Genomic DNA, 18,680 nt, shown 5'->3' on the forward strand with positions numbered 1-18,680 from the left:
ATCAAGGCGTCGCGCCGAAAAATTCCGATAGGCGGACATTTCATGGGGATTTATCGCATGCACAAAAATGCACAACATAATCACTCCCTATGAAACTTCTTGCTTTCCTGATGCAGACCGGCGGCCATATCGCCGGGTGGCGCCACCCCGATGCGCAAAGCCATGCGCTGACCGATATCGCCTATTTCCGGCAATGCGCGGCGGCGGCGGAAAGGGGCCTGTTCGATGCGGTGTTCATCGCCGATTCGGTGGGATATCCGCCGGCCAAGAGCGCCGAGACCTTCGCCTGTCTGGAAACGCCCAAGCTGGACCCGGCCAGCATCATCGCCCACCTTTGCGCCACGACCAGCCGGATCGGCTTCATCTGCACTGCCTCGACCAGCTATAGCCAGCCCTATGAACTGGCCCGCCGTCTGAGCAGCATCGACCATATTTCGGGCGGGCGCATCGGCTGGAACATGGTGGCCTCGACCATGGAGAATGAGGCGCATAATTTCGGCCGCGCCGCCCATTACGGCCACACCGAGCGCTATGAACGCGCCGAGGAGTTTGTGCAGGCCGCCAAGCGCCTGTGGGACAGTTGGGAAGATGGCGCGATGGTGGCTGACAAGGCGAGCGGGCGCTATGTCGATCCTGCGCGCCTGCATGGGGTCGATTATCGCGGCGAGCATTTCGCCGTGGCCGGGCCGCTCAACGTGCCGCGCGGGCCGCAGGGGCATCCGGTGCTGGTGCAGGCCGGAGCCTCGGACACGGGCAAACGCTTTGCCGCACGCCATGCCGAGGTGATCTTCACATCCCACCCCAGCCCCGACACGGCCCGCGCCTTTCGGGCGGAAATGCACGATCTGCTGGCCGAAGTAGGCCGCAGCGCAGACAGCCTCAAGATCATGGCCGCGATCACGCCCATTGTTGCCCCCACGCGCGAGGCGGCGCAGGCCATCCAGCGCGAGCTGGACGCGCTGATCCCCACGCCCGTCGCCATCGGCAAGCTGGAAGGTTTGCTGGGCAATTTTGACCTTTCCGGCCATGATCCCGAGGGCCCTCTGCCCGATGTGCCACAAAGCACGATGTCACAATCGACATGGGAACAGGTGGTGGGCCTTGCGCGGCGCGAGAACCTCTCGATTGCCGAACTGGCGCGGCGCGTGGCGGCTGGGCGCACCAGCCGCTCGATCGCGGGCACCGCCGCCGACATCGCGGACGAATTGCAGCATTGGTATGAGAGCGGGGCCGCGGATGGCTTTGTCATCACGCCCGCCTATCTGCCCGCGGGGCTGGAGGCCTTCGTCGAGGGCGTGGTGCCCGAATTGCAGCGGCGCGGCCTGTTCCGCACCGAATATGAGGGGCAAACCCTGCGCGACCGACTGGGGCTGGCGCGGCCCGCCAATGGCTATGCAACCGGCGAATATGCCCATGTTCAGCCCGAAATCTGGCCCGCCAAGGGAGATGCGTGAAATGGCCGATTATGATCTGGTGATCCGGGGCGGCACGCTGGCGGATGGCACGGGGGGCGATCTTTACGAAGCGGATCTGGCCATTGCCGATGGCCGCATCGCCGCCATCGGGCAGATCGCCGGATCGGGCGCGGAGGAAATCGACGCACGCGGGCAGCTTGTCACCCCCGGTTTTGTCGACATCCACACCCACTATGACGCGCAGGTCACGTGGGACAGCCATTTCTCGCCCTCCACCAACCATGGCGTGACCAGCCTGCTGATGGGCAATTGCGGGGTGGGCTTTGCCCCCTGCAAGCCGGAAATGCGCGAGCAGATGATCGACGTGATGGAGGGGGTGGAGGACATTCCCGGCATCGTCATGACCGAAGGGCTGCCGTGGAACTGGACGACCTTTCCCGATTTCCTGAACGCGCTGGAACAGCGGCGGATGGATGCCGATTTCGGCGTTGCCGTGCCGCATATCCCGATCCGCGTCTGGGTGATGGGCCAGCGGGCGATCAAGCGCGAACCGGCCACCACCCGCGATATGCAGCGTATGGCAGCCCTTGTGGCCGAGGGCATGGCGGCGGGCGCCTTTGGCTTTTCCACCACCCGCGTGATCGGCCATCGCACGGCGGGCGGCGAGCAATTGCCCGTCACCACCGCCAGCGAGGATGAGTTGATGACCATCGCGCTGGCCATGCGCCCGCATGGCAAAGCGCTGTTCATGTCGGCATCCGAGTTCGACACGGCCAATGGCTTTTCCAGCGAATTCCGTCTCTTGCAGCGTATCGCCCAGGAATCGGGCCACACCGTCACCTTCCCCCTGCTGCAATATGACGAAGCGCCCGACCGCTGGCTGGAGATCGCCGATGCCTGCGCCGCCGCGCGCGCGGCAGGGGCCGATATGCTGGGGCAGGTCGTGGGCCGTCCGGTGGCCGTGCTGATGGGCCTGCAACTGACGCTGCATCCGTTTCGCGGTTGCCCCAGCTATGACGCGATTGATGCGCTGCCCTTGGGCCAACGGGTGGCGGCGATGCGCAGCCCCGAAACGCGCAAGGCAATCCTGTCCGAATATGGCGGGCGGCTGGACCCGGCGAAATATCCCGCCTTCATGCGCTATATCCACCTGTGCTATCCGATGGGCGCAGAGCCGGACTATTCCCCGCCCGAAAGCCGCCGCCTCGACAATCTGGCCGCCGCGCGCGGGGTGTCCTTGCCGGAATTGGCCTATGATCTGCTGCTTGAGGAAGAGGGGCAGGCGATCCTCTATTTCCCGGCGCGCAATTTCACACGGTTCAACCTGGATGTGGTGCGCGACATGCTGACGCGGGATGACACCATGCTGGGCCTTGGCGACGGCGGCGCGCATTGCGGGGCGATCTGCGACGGCTCGATGCAGACCTATCTGCTCACCTATTGGGCGCGCGACCGGGTGGGCGAGAGGCTCTCGATCCCCCATGTCGTGCATCGCATGACCGGCCATACGGCGGGTGTGATGGGCCTTGCCGATCGCGGCATTCTGGCGCCCGGCATGAAGGCCGACATCAATGTCATCGACCATGACCGGCTGCATCTTTACCCGCCGCGCGCCTCTTTCGACCTGCCCGCAAGGGGTCGCCGCCTGACGCAGGAGGCGCGGGGCTATACCGCCACGATCCTGTCCGGCATCATCACCCACCGCGAAGACAAGCCCACCGGCGCGCTGCCCGGCCGCCTGCTGCGCCGCGCTCATTAAAGGTTTCCCATGCTGCTCAACCGCCCCCGCGCCGATGCACTGATGGACCGTGACGGCATTGACGCCATCGTCGCCTCCACCCCGATCAACACCTATTACCTGTCAAGCTGGGCCACGGATGCCAGTTGGGGCTTTGGCGATCTGGCGCTGGCCCTGCTGCCGCGCGATCACGCCAAGGAAGCCGCCGTCCTGACCGTCGAGGTCGATACAGGCCAGCCCCAGCAGCGCGGCGGCACATGGATGCGGATCGTGCGCGGCTATGCCCGCAAACCCGGCATTGGCGCGGGCGGCACGCAGGGCGCGCTGACCAGCGAGGGATTGCCCCAGAACCACCCGGAGGCGGTGGCCGATTACCTGCGCGAGATCGGATTGGACCGCGGCTCGCGCATCGCCTTTGAGGATCGCGGGCTGGGGCTGGATGTGGCCGAAATGCTGGGTGGGGCGATCGAGGCGGTGGGCGCGCGCGATTTCCTGCGCGACATTCGCATGGTCAAGACGCCCGAGGAAATGGGCCATATGCGCGCGGCCAGTCGCAAGACCGAACTGGCCCTGCAGATCAGCGCCGAGGCGATCGCGGCGGGCGCCACATGCGCCGAGGCCGAGCGCGTGTTCTGGTCCGCCGCCGCCTTGAGCGGGGCGAGGCCGGTGTTTCTGCTCATCACCCCCTATCGCCCCGGCTTTGGCCGACTGGATAAAACCGCGCCGCTGCTGCCCGGCGATACCATCACCTTCGACGCCACCTGCGAATTTGCCCATTATACCAGTGACATTGGCCGCACCGCTGTCATCGGCATGCCCAATGCGGAGCAATTGCGCGTGTTCAACGCGACGCGGCTTGGCTGGCGGGCGGCCTTGCCCCATTTCCGCGCGGGCGCGCTTTCCACCGATGTCGAAAAGGCCGTTACCGGCTGCATCCAGGCGGCGGGCAATCCTGAATTTCGCGGCTGCGGCCTGCATTCGGTCGGGCTGGAACATACTGACCACCCCCATGCCAATGGGGGCATGCACACATTCGAACTGGTCGATGGCATGGTGATCTCCTGCGATCTGCCATGGATCGGGCCGGATATCGGCAAATTCCATTTCGAGGATATCATCTACCTCAAGGATGGCGAGGTCGAGATCCTCAACAACCCCGATGGCCGTCTGCTGGCCTGTATCGACGGCCGCACCGTGCCGGTGGAGTGAAGCGACCCATGCGCGAATATCCCCCGGCGCGACAGGTGATCTGGCCCATGCTGCTCTTGTTTCTGGGCGCCAATCTCTACGGCATCGACCGCGCGATTGTCGGCGTGCTGGCCGAACCGATCCGCAAGAGTTTCGCCATTGGCGATGCCCAGATGGGTCTGTTGATGGGCATGGCCTACAGCCTGCTTTCAGCGGTGCTGGGGCTTGGGCTGGGCTGGCTGGTTGACCACCGCGACCGGCGGCGGCTGGTGGCGGGCGCCATCGCGCTCTGGAGCGTGGCGACCATCGCCTGTGGCCTTGCGCCCAGCTTCGCCGGCTTCTTTGCCGCGCGCATGGTGGTGGGATTGGGAGAGGCGGCGATTGCGCCTGCCGCCCTCTCGCTGATCGCGGATCTGTTTGCGCCCGCGCGGCGCGGGCGGGCAATGGCGGTCTATTTCATCGGGGCCAGCATCGGCTCGGGCCTGTCCTCGGTGATTCCCGGCATGATCCTGCGCCATGGCATCGCTATCACTCTGCCCCATTTCGGCCCGCTGGAGGCATGGCGGACGTGTTTTGTCCTGTGCGGTCTGGGCGGGCCTGTGGTCTCGCTCCTGCTGCTGACCGCGCGTGAGCCGGTGCGCCACGCCGCCGCGCGTGAGGCCGACAGCGCGCATATGGCCGCCAAGCTGGGCGATCTGTGGGCAAGGCGGGCGCTGGTCGTGCCGCTCTATCTGGGCTTCTGCCTGTTCTATGTCGCGCTGCTGGGCATCACCATGTGGACCGCGCCTTTCCTCACCCGCCATTATGGCCTGCCGATCACGGCTTTCAGCGGGGCGTTGGGGCTGATGCTGCTGGTGACGGGGGTATCGGGCTATCTGATCAGCGGGTTGCTGGCGGATTCGCGCCTGTCGGGCGGCCGGGCGGGGCGCATTCCGCTGCTCTGCGCGCTGCCTTTGCTGGGCCTGCCCGCCGCTTTTGCAGGTTTCGCGCCCGATTACCGCCTCTCGCTGGCCATGCTGGGCACGATCGGCATCGCCATGCCGATGATCAATGTCGCGATGAATACCACGCTTCAGGACATACTGCCCAACACGATGCGCGGCTTTGGCATGGCCATGCTGGGCCTGTGCAGCGCGGTCATCGCGGGCGCGGGCGGACCTTGGGTCATGGCGCTGGCGGGTGGTGGGGCCGGTGGCGGCTCTGGCGACCTTGGCCTGGCCTTTATGCGCGTGGGCCTGCCCTTTCTGCTGCTTTCCTCGCTTTGCTTTGCCGCCGCATGGCGCGCGGCGATCACTTCTGCTCAAAAGGACGAAAACCCATGAACAGCCGCCAGATGGTGCTGGCCACCTTTATTCACAACAGCGGCGCACATCCGGGCGGATGGCGCTATGGCGCCGATGCGGATCAGCATGACATCGACCATTACGTCCGCCTTGCCAAAACCGCCGAGCGGGGCAAGCTGCATTGCTATTTCTCCGGCGATCAGCAGGGCCTGCCCTGTATCAAGGGGCGCGACGCCTATGCCGCCACCGATTATGCGGGCAAGCTGGAGCCGACCACCTTGCTGGCGGCCCTTGCCATGGTGACCAGCGACATCGGCTTGATCGGCACGGTATCGACCACGTATAACGAACCCTATGCCGTGGCGCGCCGCATGGCGTCCTTGGACCACATCACCAAGGGCCGCGCAGGGTGGAACGTGGTGACCAGCGCGGGCAACAGCGAGGCGCGCAATTTCGGCCATGACAGGCTGATGGACCACGATCTGCGCTATGAACGCGCGGAGGAATTCGTCGATGTGGTCAAGGCCCTGTGGGACAGTTGGGAGGACGACGCGGTTCTGCGCGACAAGGCGGCGGGACGCTATTTCGATCCGGCCAAATTGTGGCAATTGAACCACAAGGGGCGGTTCTTCAACGTGGCCGGGCCGCTCAATGTCGGCCGTCCGCCGCAGGGCCATCCCGTCATCGTGCAGGCAGGCGGATCGGGGCCGGGGCGCGCGCTCTCGGCCCGCACCGCCGATCTGGTGTTCACCGCGCAAAGCAGCAAGGACAAGGCCGTCGCCTTTTACGATGACATGAAGGCGCGCGCGGCGGCGTTTGGCCGCAATCCTGCGCATATGGCGGTGCTGCCCTCGGTGCAATTGCTGGTCCGCTCGACCGAGGCCGAGGCGCGCGCGGCGCAGGAGGAATTGCTCAACCTGATCCCCGATGCTTTGGCATGGGCCACGCTGCAGATGCAGATCGGGTTCGAACTGTCCGATTATGGCCCCGATGATAAAATGCCCGACATTCCGCTGACCAATGGCGGGCAATGGGTGCAGCAGGAACTGGTCCGCATGGCGCGGGCCGAGGATCTGACGCTGGGCCAATTGGCCAAGCGCGCAACGGTCAGCCGCGCCAGTTTCTCGATGGCGGGCACGCCCGAACAGGTGGCCGACATGATGGAGGAATGGTTCCGCGCGGGCGCCGCCGATGGCTTCTCGCTCTCGCCCAATTACCTCCCGGGCGGCCTTGAGGATTTCGTCGATCAGGTGGTGCCGATCCTGCAAAAGCGCGGCCTGTTCCGCACCGACTATCAGGGCGCGACCCTGCGCGACAATCTGGGCATTCCCCGCCCCGCCCATGCGCGAATGGGGGATGAGCCCGACCTCTGGGCCTGAACACAGGGCTGCCCCGGCGCGCGCCGGGGAAGCAACCCGTCAGCCCGCCACGGCCAGACAAACCATCTTCAAATTCAGATAATCGTCCATGCCGTAATGCGATCCTTCGCGGCCCATGCCCGATTCCTTGACCCCGCCAAAGGGCGCGACCTCGGTGGAAATCAGGCCGGTGTTGACCCCCACCATGCCATAGCGCAGCGCCTCGGGCACGCGCCACACGCGTTCGTAATCGCGGGTGAAGAGATAGGAGGCCAGACCCGCATCGGTGTCATTGGCGATGGCGATCGCCTCTTCCTCGGTTTCAAACCGCACCAGTCCGGCCACCGGACCGAAAGTTTCCTCGCGGCAGAGCAAGGCATCGGCCGGAACCCCGGTGATGACGGTGGGGGCAAAGAAGGTGCCCTCGCCCGGCAAGGGCGCCCCCCCGGTCAGCACCTGCCCCCCGCGCGCCACGGCATCAGCGACATGGGCCTTGGCCTTGTCCACGGCGCGCGCGTCGATCAGCGGCCCCTGATCCGAGGGTCCGGCAAGCCCCGGCCCGACCTTCAATCCCGCCACGCGCGCGGCCAGCGCCTCGGCAAAGGCATCGTAAATGCCCGATTGCACGATGAGACGATTGGCGCAGACGCAGGTCTGCCCCGCATTGCGAAACTTGCTGGCAATCGCGCCCTCGACCGCGGCGTCCAGATCGGCATCATCAAACACGATAAACGGCGCATTGCCGCCCAGTTCGAGGCTCACACGCTTGACCGTTTCCATACAGCGCGCGGCCAACTTCTTGCCCACGCCGGTCGATCCGGTGAAGGTGAATTTGGCGATCCTTTTGTCGCCGGTCAGCACATTGCCGATGGGCGCGGCCTGCCCGGTGATGACCGAGAGCACACCTGCCGGAACCCCCGCCTGCTCACCCAGATAGGCCAGCGCCAGCGCCGAAAGGGGCGTCAGTTCCGATGGCTTGATGATGATCGCACAGCCCGCCGCCAGTGCAGGGCCGGCCTTGCGCGTGATCATCGCCAGCGGGAAATTCCACGGCGTCACGGCGGCCACGATGCCCACCGGCTCCTTGCGGACAAGGATGCGGCGGTCGGCCTGATGCGGGGTCAGCACGTCGCCGGTGATGCGCCGCGCCTCGTCGGCAAACCATTCGAGGAAACTGGCGGCATAGGCCACCTCACCGCGTGCCTCGGCCAATGGCTTGCCCTGTTCGGCGGTCATGATGCGGGCCAGGTCTTCCTGATGCTCCATCATCAGTTCACCCCAGCGGCGCAGCACCGCCCCGCGCCCCTTGCCCGTCACGCGCGCCCATGCGGCCTGCGCGGGCACAGCGGCTTCCACCGCGCTCAGCGTCTCGGCCTCGCCCAGATCGGGCACATGGCCGATCAGCGCGCCATCGGCCGGATTGGTCACGGCAATACTTGCCGCCCCCCGCGCCCAAACGCCTCCCACAAAAGCCGCATCGCGCAGCAGCGCAGGCTCGGCCAGTCTCAGATCCATCATTTCGTCCTCTTCTCAGTCTTGTCGGCCAGCACCTGCTGCATCCACCAGTCGAATTCCTCGATCCAATGATCGGCGCTCGTGCCTGTTCCCTTCATGCCGAAGCCAGGGCCGCCGCGCGCCTAAAGGTGGCGGCGGCCCGCGCGGGCGCCATCCCCGCAGCCAGACCCAGCGCCAGCAGACCGGCCATAAACCTGCGTTTTCTCGTCACGCCCCGTTCTCCCTGCGGCACTTGCCCGCCGACAGGTGCGCCGCCCATCCCCGGCCGGACAAGGCGGCTTGGCCGCTTTTTCCGGTGGGCGGACAAAATCGGGGCAGCAGTGGCCAAAACCGCCCGCAAGGGGCCAGCCTGCGGCGCAATCCCAATTCCAGCAAGAGGCCCTCCATGGACATAATCGGCACGAAAATGGTGAGCGACGGCAAGACCGCCCGCCAGATCTTCGAAGAGGTGATGGCCAATCCGGCCCGCTCCAAATTCGGCTTTGGCGAAAAGCTGGCCATCGTGAATGTCGATTTCCAGAATGCCTACACCCGCATCGACCGCTACAAAACCGCCTATGAAACCGATCCGCGCCAGATCGAATATGTAAACACGATCTCGGCGCTGGCCCGCCAAAAGGGCATGCCGGTGATCTGGACCCATGTGGCCTATGCCGAGGATGCCAGCGATGCGGGCGTCTGGGGCACGCGGACCAACACGCCCGACAGCCTGCAAAACATCAAGTATGACAGCGACCGCCACGCCTTTGACGATCGCTGCGAGATTGCGCCGGGCGATACGGTCTATACCAAACGCATGCCCTCGCCTTTCTTTGAAACGCCGCTGCAAAGCCTGCTGGTGTGGCACAAGGTCGATACGGTGGTGATCACCGGAGGCTCCACCTCGGGCTGCGTTCGTGCGGGCGCGGTGGATTCGCTCTCGCGCGGTTATCGCACCATCGTTCCTATCGAATGCTGCGCGGACAAGCACGAGTCCTATCACTTCGCCAATCTGACCGATCTTCAGCTCAAATATGCTGATGTCGAGCCGGTGCAGAGCGTGATCGACTGGCTGGAGGGCCGCCCCGATGCGTGAAGGCAGCCCTGATCCCGAACTCTACGAGTTTCAGCGCTATCGCGGCCGCAAGCCTTTCGCCTGGCCGGGCGGCAAGAAGGTGGCGGTGTGGATCTCGCCCAATCTGGAATATTACGAGATCGACCCGCCAGTCAATCCGCATCGCAAATCATGGGCCAAGCCGCACCCCGATGTCGTGGGCTATGCCCACCGCGACCATGCCAACCGCGTGGGCCATTGGCGCATGGCCGATGTGATGAGCAAGCATGGCTTTCCCGGCTCGGTCAGCCTGTCGGTGGCGCTGTGCCAGCATCACCCCGATGTGGTGGCCGATGCCAATGCGCGCGGCTGGGAGTTCTTTTCCCACGGCATTTACAACACGCGCTATTCCTATGGCATGGACGAGCGCCAAGAGCGCGCGATCATCGAGGATTCGATCCGCACCGTGCGTGAGGCCACAGGGCAAACGATCCGGGGCTGGCTGGCGCCCGCGCTGACGCATACGCCGCGCACGCTGGATCTGATTGCCGAGTACGGCATGGATTACACCTGCGACCTCTATCACGATGACCAGCCCTTTCCGGTCAAAGTATCAAAAGGCCGCCTGATCTCGATGCCCTACAGCCTTGAGGTCAACGACCACTACGGCTTCTTCATCTACAATATGAGCCCGCGCGAATATGCCCAGACCTTGATCCGGCAATATGAGCGACTGGCGGCGGAGGAAAGCGGCACCGTGATGTGCATCCCGCTCCATTCCTATCTGATTGGCCAGCCCCATCGCATCGGGCCGTTTGAGGAAGTGTTGCGCCATATTGCAGCAGATGACCGCGCGTGGATCACGCGGGCGGGCGATATTGCCGATGCGTGGTACGCCGTTCAGGAGGACGCCCGATGAGCCTCGACCCGACCTATCTGGAATATGCCAAGCGCGGATTGGGCTATGACCACGCGCTTTACCCTTACGCGCCCCTGCCCAAGCGCGCGCCTCTGGCATGGCCGGGCGGGCGGCGGGTGGCGGTGTGGTTCACGGTCAGCCTTGAATGGTTTCCGATTACCCCCTCCGACACGCCCTTCCGCGCGCCGGGCCATATGCAGACCGCCTATCCCGACTATCGCCACTATACCTCGCGCGAATATGGCACGCGAGTTGGCTTTTATCGCCTGCTCGATGCCTTTGCGAAAGTGGGCGCGCGAGTCAGCGTCGCGGTCAATGCCGCGATCGCCACGCGCTATCCCCAGATCATCGCGGATATTGTGGACGCGGGCCACGAAATCATCGCCCACAGCACCGACATGAACGGCACCATCGCCTCCACCCTGCCGGTGGAGCAGGAGCGCGCGCTGATCGCCCAGAGCCTTGCCACGCTGGAAGCTGCCACCGGCCAGCGCCCGCGCGGATGGCATTCCATCGCCCGTTCGCAAAGTTTCGCCACGCTTGATCTGCTGAAGGAGGCAGGCGTCGATTACTGCGTCGATTGGGTGAATGACGAAATGCCCTTTGCCTTCAACAACGGGCTCGTCAACATCCCCCTCAACCACGAATTGTCCGACCGCCAGATCATCAATGTTCAGCAGCAGTCGGTCGATTCCTATGCGCAGCAGGTGCTCGACGCGCATGACTGGCTGAGCGCCGAGGCGCAGGCGCAGGGCGGCGGGCGGATGCTGCCGCTCCATCTCACGCCCTATATCATCGGCCTGCCCTATCGGATGGATGCGTTCGAAGGGCTGTTGGTCGATCTGGCCGCCCGCCCCGACACATGGTTCGCGCGCGGCGGCGACATTTTCGATGCCTTTGCGGCAAACCAGGGATAATTCGACATGAAAGCCTATGAAATCGGCCCGCAGACCGGGCTGGACAGCCTGCACCCCGTGACCCGCGAAATACCCAAGCCGGGCTTTGGCGAGGTGCTCCTCAAAACCCGCCTTGTTGCGCTCAACAATCGCGACATTCAGGTGCTCGAAGGCCGCTATGGCGCGAAGAAGGCGGAAAACCGCATCCCCGCCTCCGAAGGCGTAGGCGAAGTGGTCGAGCTGGGCGAAGGCGTTTCCGGTCTGGCCTTGGGCGACCGGGCGGTCTTTGCCCATTTCGTCAACTGGATCGACGGGGCCTTTGCGCTTTCGCATTTCGGCACCGATTACGGCATCACCCATGATGGCTGGCTGGCCGAATATATCCGGGTTCCGGCCGCCGCGCTGGTCAAGGTGCCCGAAAGCCTGTCCGACGAACAGGTCGCCCCGCTCGCCTCCTCGGCCCTGACGGCGTGGCATGCGGTGGTCGAGGTGGGCCATATAAAGGCCAGCGATACCGTGCTGGCGCTGGGCACCGGGGGCGTGGCGATCTGGGCGCTGCAAATCGCCAAGGCGCATGGCGCGCGGGTCATCATCACCAGTTCCAGCGATGAAAAGCTCGAACTGGCGCGCAAGCTGGGCGCGGATATCACCATCAACTATCGCGCAAATCCCGATTGGGAAGCCGAAGTGATGAAGGCCACAGGCGGCGCGGGCGCGGACATTATCGTCGAAACCGGCGGGTATGACACCCATGCCAAATCGATCCTTGCCGCCGCCGCCAATGCGCGCATCAGCTTTATCAGCGTGGCCCCGCGCGAAGGCGCCCCGGCGATCAATGTCGGCCTGGTGATCTACAAGAACCTTGTCCTGAAGGGCATTGCCGAGGGCAGCCGCGCGATGCTGGCTCGTCTGGTCCGCACCATCGAGCAGCAGAACATCCAGCCCGTGATCGACAGCACCTTTGCCTTTGACGAGGCCCCGGCGGCCTATGCCCGCCTCAAATCAGGCGGCCATGTCGGCAAGATCCTGATCCGCGTTTCGCAGTAGAACAGCGCGAAGGCGGGTCTAATCGCCCGCCTTCTCCTGCGGATAGGGGCCAAGCGCGAGCAGCAGCACCGCCGCCAGCACGAGGCAACCGATCCCGCCCATCAGCGCCGCTCCATAGGCGCCGGTCATGTCAAACACCCGCCCATAGGCCACAGGGCCGATCCCGGCGCCAATCGCGATCATCACATAGAAAAAGCCATAGATCGCGCCATAGTGCCGCGCCCCGAAATAGCGCGCAACCAGATAGGCCAGCAGGTCGAATTCAAACCCCGACCCCAGCCCCATGCCGATGATCGCCAGCGTGGCCATGCCCGGCGAAAGCCCTTGCCCGGCCAGCAGCCAGTTGCCCGCCATCGGCAGCAGCAGCACGCCAAACGCCGCCCCCGGCGCCCAGACCCGGTCGAGCACCCAGCCTCCGCCCACGCGCCCGGCCACCACCGCCAGCCCGAAGGCCGAGGCCACCGCGCCGATCTGCGGCAGGGAAAAGCCCTGCGTTTTGAGGATATTTTCCAGATTGGGGATCGGCGCGGTCAAGGCAAAGGGCAGCAACAGAAACGCCGCCGCCATCAGCCAGAACGGCCGTGTGCCCATCACCGCCCATACCGTGGGTTCGGCCCCAACCCTGTCCGGCCTGCGCAGGGCATCTCCCGGCGGCGCGCGGAACAGCGCAAAGACCAGAGGCCACGCCACCACCAGCGGCAGCGCCCCGATCACCGCAAAGCCCATCCGCCAGCCATAATGGCCGATCAGCCATGCCGCAAAGGGCTTGATCGCAAAGCCGGTGATCCCCGTCCCCGCGCTGACCAGCCCGATGGCCAGCCCGCGATGCCGAAAAAACCACGCATTGGCCAGCCGCGTCCATGTGGCGTTGAGCGTGCCCGCCCCGACCAGCCCCATGATCGCCCATTGCGCATAGAACAAAGGCAGCGAACCATTGTTCAGCGCCAGGCTCATGAAGGACAGCGCAAACAGCGGCACCGACCAGAGCGCCACCACCCGCGCCCCGAACCGGTCGAGCGCAAAGCCCGACAGCGGCCCCGAAAGCACCACCACCGTGGTCTGCACCGTCAGACAGGTCATGAGCTGGGTAAAGCTCCAGCCATAGGCCCGCGCCAGTTCGGGCGCGAACATGCCGATGGTGTAGAAAGGCACCGGGCTGAGCCCCAGCGCAATGCCCACCATCCCAGCCAGAACGACGCTCCAGCCCTTGGCGCTGTCGACCGGGCTGCTGTCCAACGGCGCGCCCATCAGCGTGACAGCTCGACCAGTTCGTACCAGGTCTGCATATAGCCGCCCACGCCGCCCTGAACAAAGATCGCATCCTCATCGGCCGTGACCCACAGTTCATAGGGCGGATGGGGCTGGCCGCCAGAGACCATCGCGCCATGCGGATCGGTAAATTCATACTTGTGGCAATCAAAGGTTCCGGCCGGAACGGTGATCGTTTCCTGCCCCAGATAGCCCAGCCGCATCACGCTTTCGGCGATCACCGGGGGCGTGGCCCCGCGATGGTCGGGCGAAGGCAGGAAGCAGCGGAAATTGCGCGGCTCGGTGGTGGCGCGGTCGATCTTGCGGGTGATATAGGCATCGGCCACAATGGGATGCGTGCCGAAACCGTCGAACTCTCCCTCGATCGGCATGCGCTGCGAGAGGCGGCCGATGCTGGGACCATAGCTTTCGCATTCGACCGTATCGGGCGTGAAGCGGAACCAGCCCGAACCCATGAACTTGTCGCCGATCACCAGCCGGACGAAACAGTCCATCGGCATGTCATTTTCGTCCATACTATAGGTAATGTCGCGGTGAACGGTGGGGGCCGGTTCGTCGATTTCGCAGCGCGCGCGCAGGGTTTTCTTGCCGTCGCTGTGATGGGTCCAGGTGAAAAATTCGCGCCCCCGCTCCTCGCCCTCACGTCCCGGCTTGCGCGAGGTGTAGAGGATCTTGCCGGTGATGGTGCGATGTTGCTGCATGAGGGTTTCTCCGTAAATGTCAGGCTGGCCCGGAATCAGGCCCCGGAATCGGGCGGGACCAGCGCAAGGATCAGATCGCGGCGCGCGGCGGCATAATCTGGCGCATCAAACCGGGGCAGCGGGCGCAGGCCCATCCCCGCATCGTGCGCCACGCTATCGGTTGCGGCATAGAGCGGGTCATTGGCCCCGCAGGTGATCGCCATCGGACAGGCCACCAGCGGCAGCCTTTCACGCCCGCGCCAGCGAAAGGCGGCGTGATAGGCGCGGGCATAGGAACCGCGCGCCTTCAACACCTCGCCCACCCAGCCGTAGAGATCATCGGGCGGCGGCAGGCCGGTATCGCGGCGGGCGCCCCCGCTGCGCGCATACCATGGGAAGAACAGGAACTGGTCGCGGCAAAACTGAAACAGGCGGGCAAGACCGGCCCCGTCGAGATCAGCCGGGAAAGGCGGCGCGTAATGGGTGAGGACTTCCTCCAGCCCCTCCCCATGGAAATCGGACAGGCCGTCGATCACCACGCCCGCCACGCGATCGGGAGCCAGAATGGCCAGCTCCGCCGCAATCGCCGCCCCGGTATGCATCCCGTAAACCAGCACGCGCCCGAGCCCGAGCGCATCCATCAGATCACGCAGGGCGGCGGCATAGTCGGTGATGGCGGGCACCTCCTGCGGCAGGGGATCGCTGTCGCCGCAACCGGCCGTATCGGGCGCGATCACGCGGCCCAGCGGGGCCAGCCCTTCGACCATCCGCACCATTTGCCGCGAGGACACAGGCGAGGGATGGAGCACCAGCAAAGCGTCAACCCCGCCCGCAAAGGCCCCCTCGCCCGCATGGCGATAATGCATCTGGCCATGTGCCAGATCGGCAAAGGCGCGGCGAATGATCACGCCTCGATCACCTCAAGCAGCGCGCCTTCGGGCGTCAGCAACATGCCGGTGCGGCGGCCCTGATAGAGTGCGCCCTCGCGCATGGCGGGCGGCACGGCCCAGTGGGGCGCAAGGCGCGCGAAATCGGGATGCTCCATCGTGGTGATGGCAACGCCGGGCGGCAATTGGCCCTCGATACGAGGGCGCGGACATGCGCCTTGCGGATATTGGTCGAATTCCAGAAAGACGTGATCGCCCCAGCGTCCGGTCGAAATCTCGGTCTTTTGGCCCTCTGGCAGATCGAAACTCTTGGCGATCATCGAATAACGGATCGCCACCGGATCGATCACCTCCAGCCCCAGCACATCGCGCGCCCAATCCATCGCCGCGCGCAAATCGGGGCAGGCCAGCACCATAATAAAGGGCCGGTCCACCAGCGATTGCGGCGCGGGCAGGCCATGTTCGGCGCCGGGCGCAAGGATCTGGGTCAGATAGACCACTTCCTTGTCCGCGCCCTTCACCTGCATCGGTTTGACGATGGCGAAGCCGTCCAGAGGCCGGGGCGGGCCGATGATCTCGAAAGGAGAGGCCATCATCCGCGCATTGACCGCTTCGACATCGGTAACGCAAAGCTCAATCGCGGCCCAGCCATAGGAACGGATGGGGACATAATCCTCCACCACATCGCCTTCGACAACGCGCAGGAAAGTCTGCGCGCCCGAGGCAGGCTGCATCAGCGCATAGCGCCGCCCCGCACCGTCAGGCGCCATCCACAGCGCGGCCAGCCCGTCATCGACCACGCCGCTTTCCACCACGGCATAATCCATCCATGCGCCATAGCGCGCCACCGCGTCATCCAGATCGGCCACAACATGCGTAGCGCATTTCAGCAAGGTCATCCCATCACTCCCGTGGCGCGGATTGCCGCCAGCGCATCGGGCGCGGCCGCGAACCCGGCAATGGCATCGGCCAGCGGCGCAGCCATCGCGCCAAGACCGGCAAAATCGAGGCAGGCCTGCGCCTTGGCCTGTTGTTCAAGGGCCGATAAAGGCCATGCGGGCGAGCCGAGCTGGGCCGCGACATCCTCGATCATCTGCGTGCCATTGCTCAGGATCGCAATGGCGCGGGCGGGCACAAAGGCCGCCGCATCGGGATTGTCATCGGCCACCACGGCAATCCGCCGCGCCATGGCCAGCACCGCCGGATCATCCAGCGCCTCACGCGTGAAATCGCCCAGCCCGATGCCCCCGCGCACCAGCACGCCGGCCGCCAGATAGGGCAGGCACAGGCGCGCATAGGCCACCTCCATCCCCGGCTTGGCCGGGCGACCTACAAGGCGATGGATCAGCGGCGGCGCGCGATATTCCAGCGCCGTCAGATTGTCCGCGATCAGCCCGCGCGCCATCAGGCGCTGGACCGCCACGATCCCGCCATGGCCCGCGCGGCCGGTGGGGAAAGGCTTCCAGCTCACTTCGGCAATGCGATGGCCCTGCGCCAGCAGGGCGATGGCCGCATCCAGTTCCTCGCGCACTTCGAGCAGCGGGAAATAGCCAAAAGGCCCGGTCAAGGGATCGCGCACACCCGGCATCCCGCCCCGCGCCAGATCGACTGCCACCAGCGCATTGCGCGCGGCGGCGGCCACCTGCACCGGCAGAGCAGGCTTGCCCTCCAAATGCGCCTGCATCGTGCCCGAGACGAGCGCGAGGGCATGGCCAAAAGCATCGAGCGCCATCTCGCGCCCCATACCCCGCAGGGCGGCGATCCCGGCCACGCAGCCAAAGATCCCCGCCGTTGCCGGACGAAAGAATTTGAGCGCGCCGGGCGCGGCAAGACCCAGCGTGACCGAAACATCGACACCGGCCACCATCGCGGTCAGGAATTGCTCGCCGCTGACCGGTTTGCCCCGCGCCGCCTCGGCCAGCAGCGCGGCCAGCAGCGTGGCCATCGGATGCAGCACGGCGGATTCATGGACGCAGTCGAATTCCTGCCCGTGGATCTGATAGGCATTCACAAAGGCCGCCGAAGCCGCAGGCAGGCGCAGGCCGGGCCGCCCCAGCAAGCCCGCCACGCGCCCCGCGCCCCAGCCCTGCGCCATGGTCAGCACCGCATCGGCATGAGCCGCGCCCACCCCCGCCACGCCCACCGCCAGCGTGTCATACAGGAAAGCCAGCGCCCTTTCGCGCGCGGCATCCGGCACATTGGCCCAGCGCAGGTTCAGCGCATGATCGACAAGGGTTTCGGCGGAATTTTGGGCCATCAATGCGGCTCCTCGCCGCCCGAGACGTTCATGCTCTCGCCGGTGATATAGGCGCCGTCATCGCTGCACAGGAAAGCCACCGCGCCCGCCGTATCGCCCGGCAGACCGGGGCGGCCCAGCGGAATGCGCGCGGCCATGCGCTTCAGGTATTCCTCGACGCTGATGCCCTGCAATTCGGCAAAATGCTCGTTCTGCCAAGCGCCAAGCCCGGTGGTCACATGGTTGGGGCAGACATTGTTGACGGTAATTCCATGCTCGCCCAGTTCGATGGCGGCCGAACGGGTCAGGCCCACCAGCCCATGCTTGGAGGCGGTATAGGCCTGCGCATGGGGGAAGCCCGATTTGGCAGCCTGGCTGGCGATGTTGATGATGCGTCCGCCGCGCCCTTGGCGCACCATGACCTCGGCGGCGGCCTGCAGGCCAAACCATGCGCCGGTCAGGTTGACGTCGATCACCGCGCGCCAGTCCTGCGGCGAGACTTCAGCCAGCGGCTTCATGATATAGCCGATGCCCGCATTGTTGACCCAGATATCCAGCCCGCCATGCGTGACCACGGCATGGTCGGCCAGCGCGCGAACGCTGTCGGGATCGCGCACATCGCAGACGCAGGTGCTGGCGGGCGAAGGCAGGTCGGCGGCAATGGCCTTCATCTCGTCGGTGCCGCCGATCATACCTTCGGGCGTGGCCGCATCGCGGCTGGTGCCGATGTCGGAGATGACGAGGATCGCCCCCTCCTCGCTCAACCGCCGCGCAATCGCCTCGCCCAGACCGCCCCGGCGGCCCGAACCGGTGACCACCGCCACCTTGCCCGCAAAACGCCTGCTCATGCGACGATCTCTTCCGTGGTGATGAAGGTCACGTCCACCATGCCCTGAAACGCAGCGGCCACGGCCTGCATCGCCTCGGTGGCCACATCGCGGCCGAACTGTTCCATGTCGGCAATGTCGAGCACTTCGATATGGCTGTAGGACAGCTTCGCGTCGCTGCCCAGCAGGCCGGTGGTCTTGAACAGGCGGAACGAGTCAATCGAGGGCAGCCCATTGGCCGTAGGCAGGTCAACCGTCCTGGCCCATTCGGTATAGGCCGCCTCGTCCACGCCGGGCTTCAGGTTGAACAGGGCGAAAATCCGCATCTCACTTCTCCGCATCTGGGTGTGGTGGAGAAATTGGGCCGGAATGGGCGCCCGATGCAGGGG

Annotated in this window: 17 protein-coding genes; 9 read left to right on the top strand and 8 right to left on the bottom strand. The window is 65.3% G+C overall.

Annotated elements, in window-relative coordinates:
* Window positions 1-89: 89 nt before the first annotated feature.
* The 5 genes from BGP00_RS02815 to BGP00_RS02835 are packed head-to-tail and all read left to right on the top strand — an operon-like array spanning window position 90 to window position 7,003.
* Complete coding sequence (locus BGP00_RS02815) at window positions 90-1,454, top strand: LLM class flavin-dependent oxidoreductase (RefSeq protein ID WP_292921502.1); 1,365 nt, start codon at window positions 90-92, stop codon at window positions 1,452-1,454.
* 1 nt (window position 1,455) lies between these two features.
* Window positions 1,456-3,174: an amidohydrolase family protein gene (locus BGP00_RS02820; protein WP_292921500.1), complete on the top strand. Its 1,719-nt coding sequence runs from the start codon at window positions 1,456-1,458 to the stop codon at window positions 3,172-3,174.
* Window positions 3,175-3,183: 9 nt separating this feature from the next.
* Window positions 3,184-4,362, top strand: a complete 1,179-nt coding sequence (locus tag BGP00_RS02825) for a M24 family metallopeptidase (protein WP_292921497.1) — start codon at window positions 3,184-3,186, stop codon at window positions 4,360-4,362.
* Between the two features lie 8 nt (window positions 4,363-4,370).
* A complete protein-coding gene (locus BGP00_RS02830; protein ID WP_292921495.1) occupies window positions 4,371-5,663 on the top strand; it encodes an MFS transporter in 1,293 nt (430 codons plus the stop codon).
* A complete protein-coding gene (locus tag BGP00_RS02835) occupies window positions 5,660-7,003 on the top strand; it encodes an LLM class flavin-dependent oxidoreductase (RefSeq protein ID WP_292921493.1) in 1,344 nt (447 codons plus the stop codon). Before BGP00_RS02830 ends, BGP00_RS02835 begins: the two co-directional genes overlap by 4 nt.
* Before the next feature lie 39 nt (window positions 7,004-7,042).
* On the opposite strand, the gene BGP00_RS02840 is transcribed toward BGP00_RS02835, so the two are convergent.
* Window positions 7,043-8,497 (bottom strand): NAD-dependent succinate-semialdehyde dehydrogenase, encoded by a 1,455-nt coding sequence (locus BGP00_RS02840; RefSeq protein ID WP_210428367.1) that lies wholly within the window; start codon window positions 8,495-8,497, stop codon window positions 7,043-7,045.
* Window positions 8,498-8,882: 385 nt separating this feature from the next.
* Between BGP00_RS02840 and BGP00_RS02845 the strand changes: the two genes are divergently transcribed.
* From BGP00_RS02845 to BGP00_RS02860, 4 genes are read left to right on the top strand one after another with little or no spacing between them, the layout of a single operon-like run.
* The gene (locus BGP00_RS02845; protein ID WP_292921849.1) at window positions 8,883-9,572 is read left to right on the top strand and encodes an isochorismatase family protein; all 690 of its coding nucleotides are present in this window, start codon (window positions 8,883-8,885) and stop codon (window positions 9,570-9,572) included.
* A complete protein-coding gene (locus BGP00_RS02850) occupies window positions 9,565-10,449 on the top strand; it encodes a polysaccharide deacetylase family protein (RefSeq protein WP_292921850.1) in 885 nt (294 codons plus the stop codon). Before BGP00_RS02845 ends, BGP00_RS02850 begins: the two co-directional genes overlap by 8 nt.
* A complete protein-coding gene (locus tag BGP00_RS02855) occupies window positions 10,446-11,366 on the top strand; it encodes a polysaccharide deacetylase family protein (RefSeq protein ID WP_292921851.1) in 921 nt (306 codons plus the stop codon). Before BGP00_RS02850 ends, BGP00_RS02855 begins: the two co-directional genes overlap by 4 nt.
* A gap of 6 nt (window positions 11,367-11,372) precedes the next feature.
* The gene (locus tag BGP00_RS02860) at window positions 11,373-12,392 is read left to right on the top strand and encodes an NAD(P)-dependent alcohol dehydrogenase (protein ID WP_292921852.1); all 1,020 of its coding nucleotides are present in this window, start codon (window positions 11,373-11,375) and stop codon (window positions 12,390-12,392) included.
* An 18-nt stretch (window positions 12,393-12,410) separates the two neighbouring features.
* Here BGP00_RS02860 and BGP00_RS02865 read toward each other — a convergent pair whose 3' ends face one another.
* Genes BGP00_RS02865 through BGP00_RS02895 form a run of 7 tightly spaced genes read right to left on the bottom strand, consistent with a single transcriptional unit; the run spans window position 12,411 to window position 18,617 of the window.
* The gene (locus BGP00_RS02865) at window positions 12,411-13,640 is read right to left on the bottom strand and encodes an MFS transporter (protein ID WP_292921853.1); all 1,230 of its coding nucleotides are present in this window, start codon (window positions 13,638-13,640) and stop codon (window positions 12,411-12,413) included.
* Window positions 13,640-14,362 carry a DUF3108 domain-containing protein gene (locus BGP00_RS02870; protein ID WP_168601514.1) on the bottom strand — a complete coding sequence of 241 codons (723 nt, stop codon included), beginning with the start codon at window positions 14,360-14,362 and terminating at the stop codon, window positions 13,640-13,642. Before BGP00_RS02870 ends, BGP00_RS02865 begins: the two co-directional genes overlap by 1 nt.
* 35 nt (window positions 14,363-14,397) lie before the next feature.
* Window positions 14,398-15,249, bottom strand: a complete 852-nt coding sequence (locus BGP00_RS02875; RefSeq protein ID WP_292921854.1) for an alpha/beta hydrolase — start codon at window positions 15,247-15,249, stop codon at window positions 14,398-14,400.
* On the bottom strand, window positions 15,246-16,127 hold the full coding sequence (locus tag BGP00_RS02880) for a VOC family protein (RefSeq protein WP_292921855.1): 882 nt from the start codon (window positions 16,125-16,127) through the stop codon (window positions 15,246-15,248). The genes BGP00_RS02875 and BGP00_RS02880 overlap by 4 nt, the downstream gene beginning before the upstream one ends.
* Window positions 16,124-17,485 carry an MmgE/PrpD family protein gene (locus BGP00_RS02885; protein ID WP_292921856.1) on the bottom strand — a complete coding sequence of 454 codons (1,362 nt, stop codon included), beginning with the start codon at window positions 17,483-17,485 and terminating at the stop codon, window positions 16,124-16,126. The genes BGP00_RS02880 and BGP00_RS02885 overlap by 4 nt, the downstream gene beginning before the upstream one ends.
* Window positions 17,485-18,312 carry an SDR family oxidoreductase gene (locus BGP00_RS02890; RefSeq protein WP_292921857.1) on the bottom strand — a complete coding sequence of 276 codons (828 nt, stop codon included), beginning with the start codon at window positions 18,310-18,312 and terminating at the stop codon, window positions 17,485-17,487. Before BGP00_RS02890 ends, BGP00_RS02885 begins: the two co-directional genes overlap by 1 nt.
* Window positions 18,309-18,617 carry an REDY-like protein HapK gene (locus BGP00_RS02895; protein ID WP_292921858.1) on the bottom strand — a complete coding sequence of 103 codons (309 nt, stop codon included), beginning with the start codon at window positions 18,615-18,617 and terminating at the stop codon, window positions 18,309-18,311. The genes BGP00_RS02890 and BGP00_RS02895 overlap by 4 nt, the downstream gene beginning before the upstream one ends.
* Between the last annotated feature and the right edge of the window lie 63 nt (window positions 18,618-18,680).

The sequence above is a fragment of the Novosphingobium sp. 63-713 genome (assembly GCF_001898925.1).
Lineage (GTDB): Bacteria > Pseudomonadota > Alphaproteobacteria > Sphingomonadales > Sphingomonadaceae > Novosphingobium.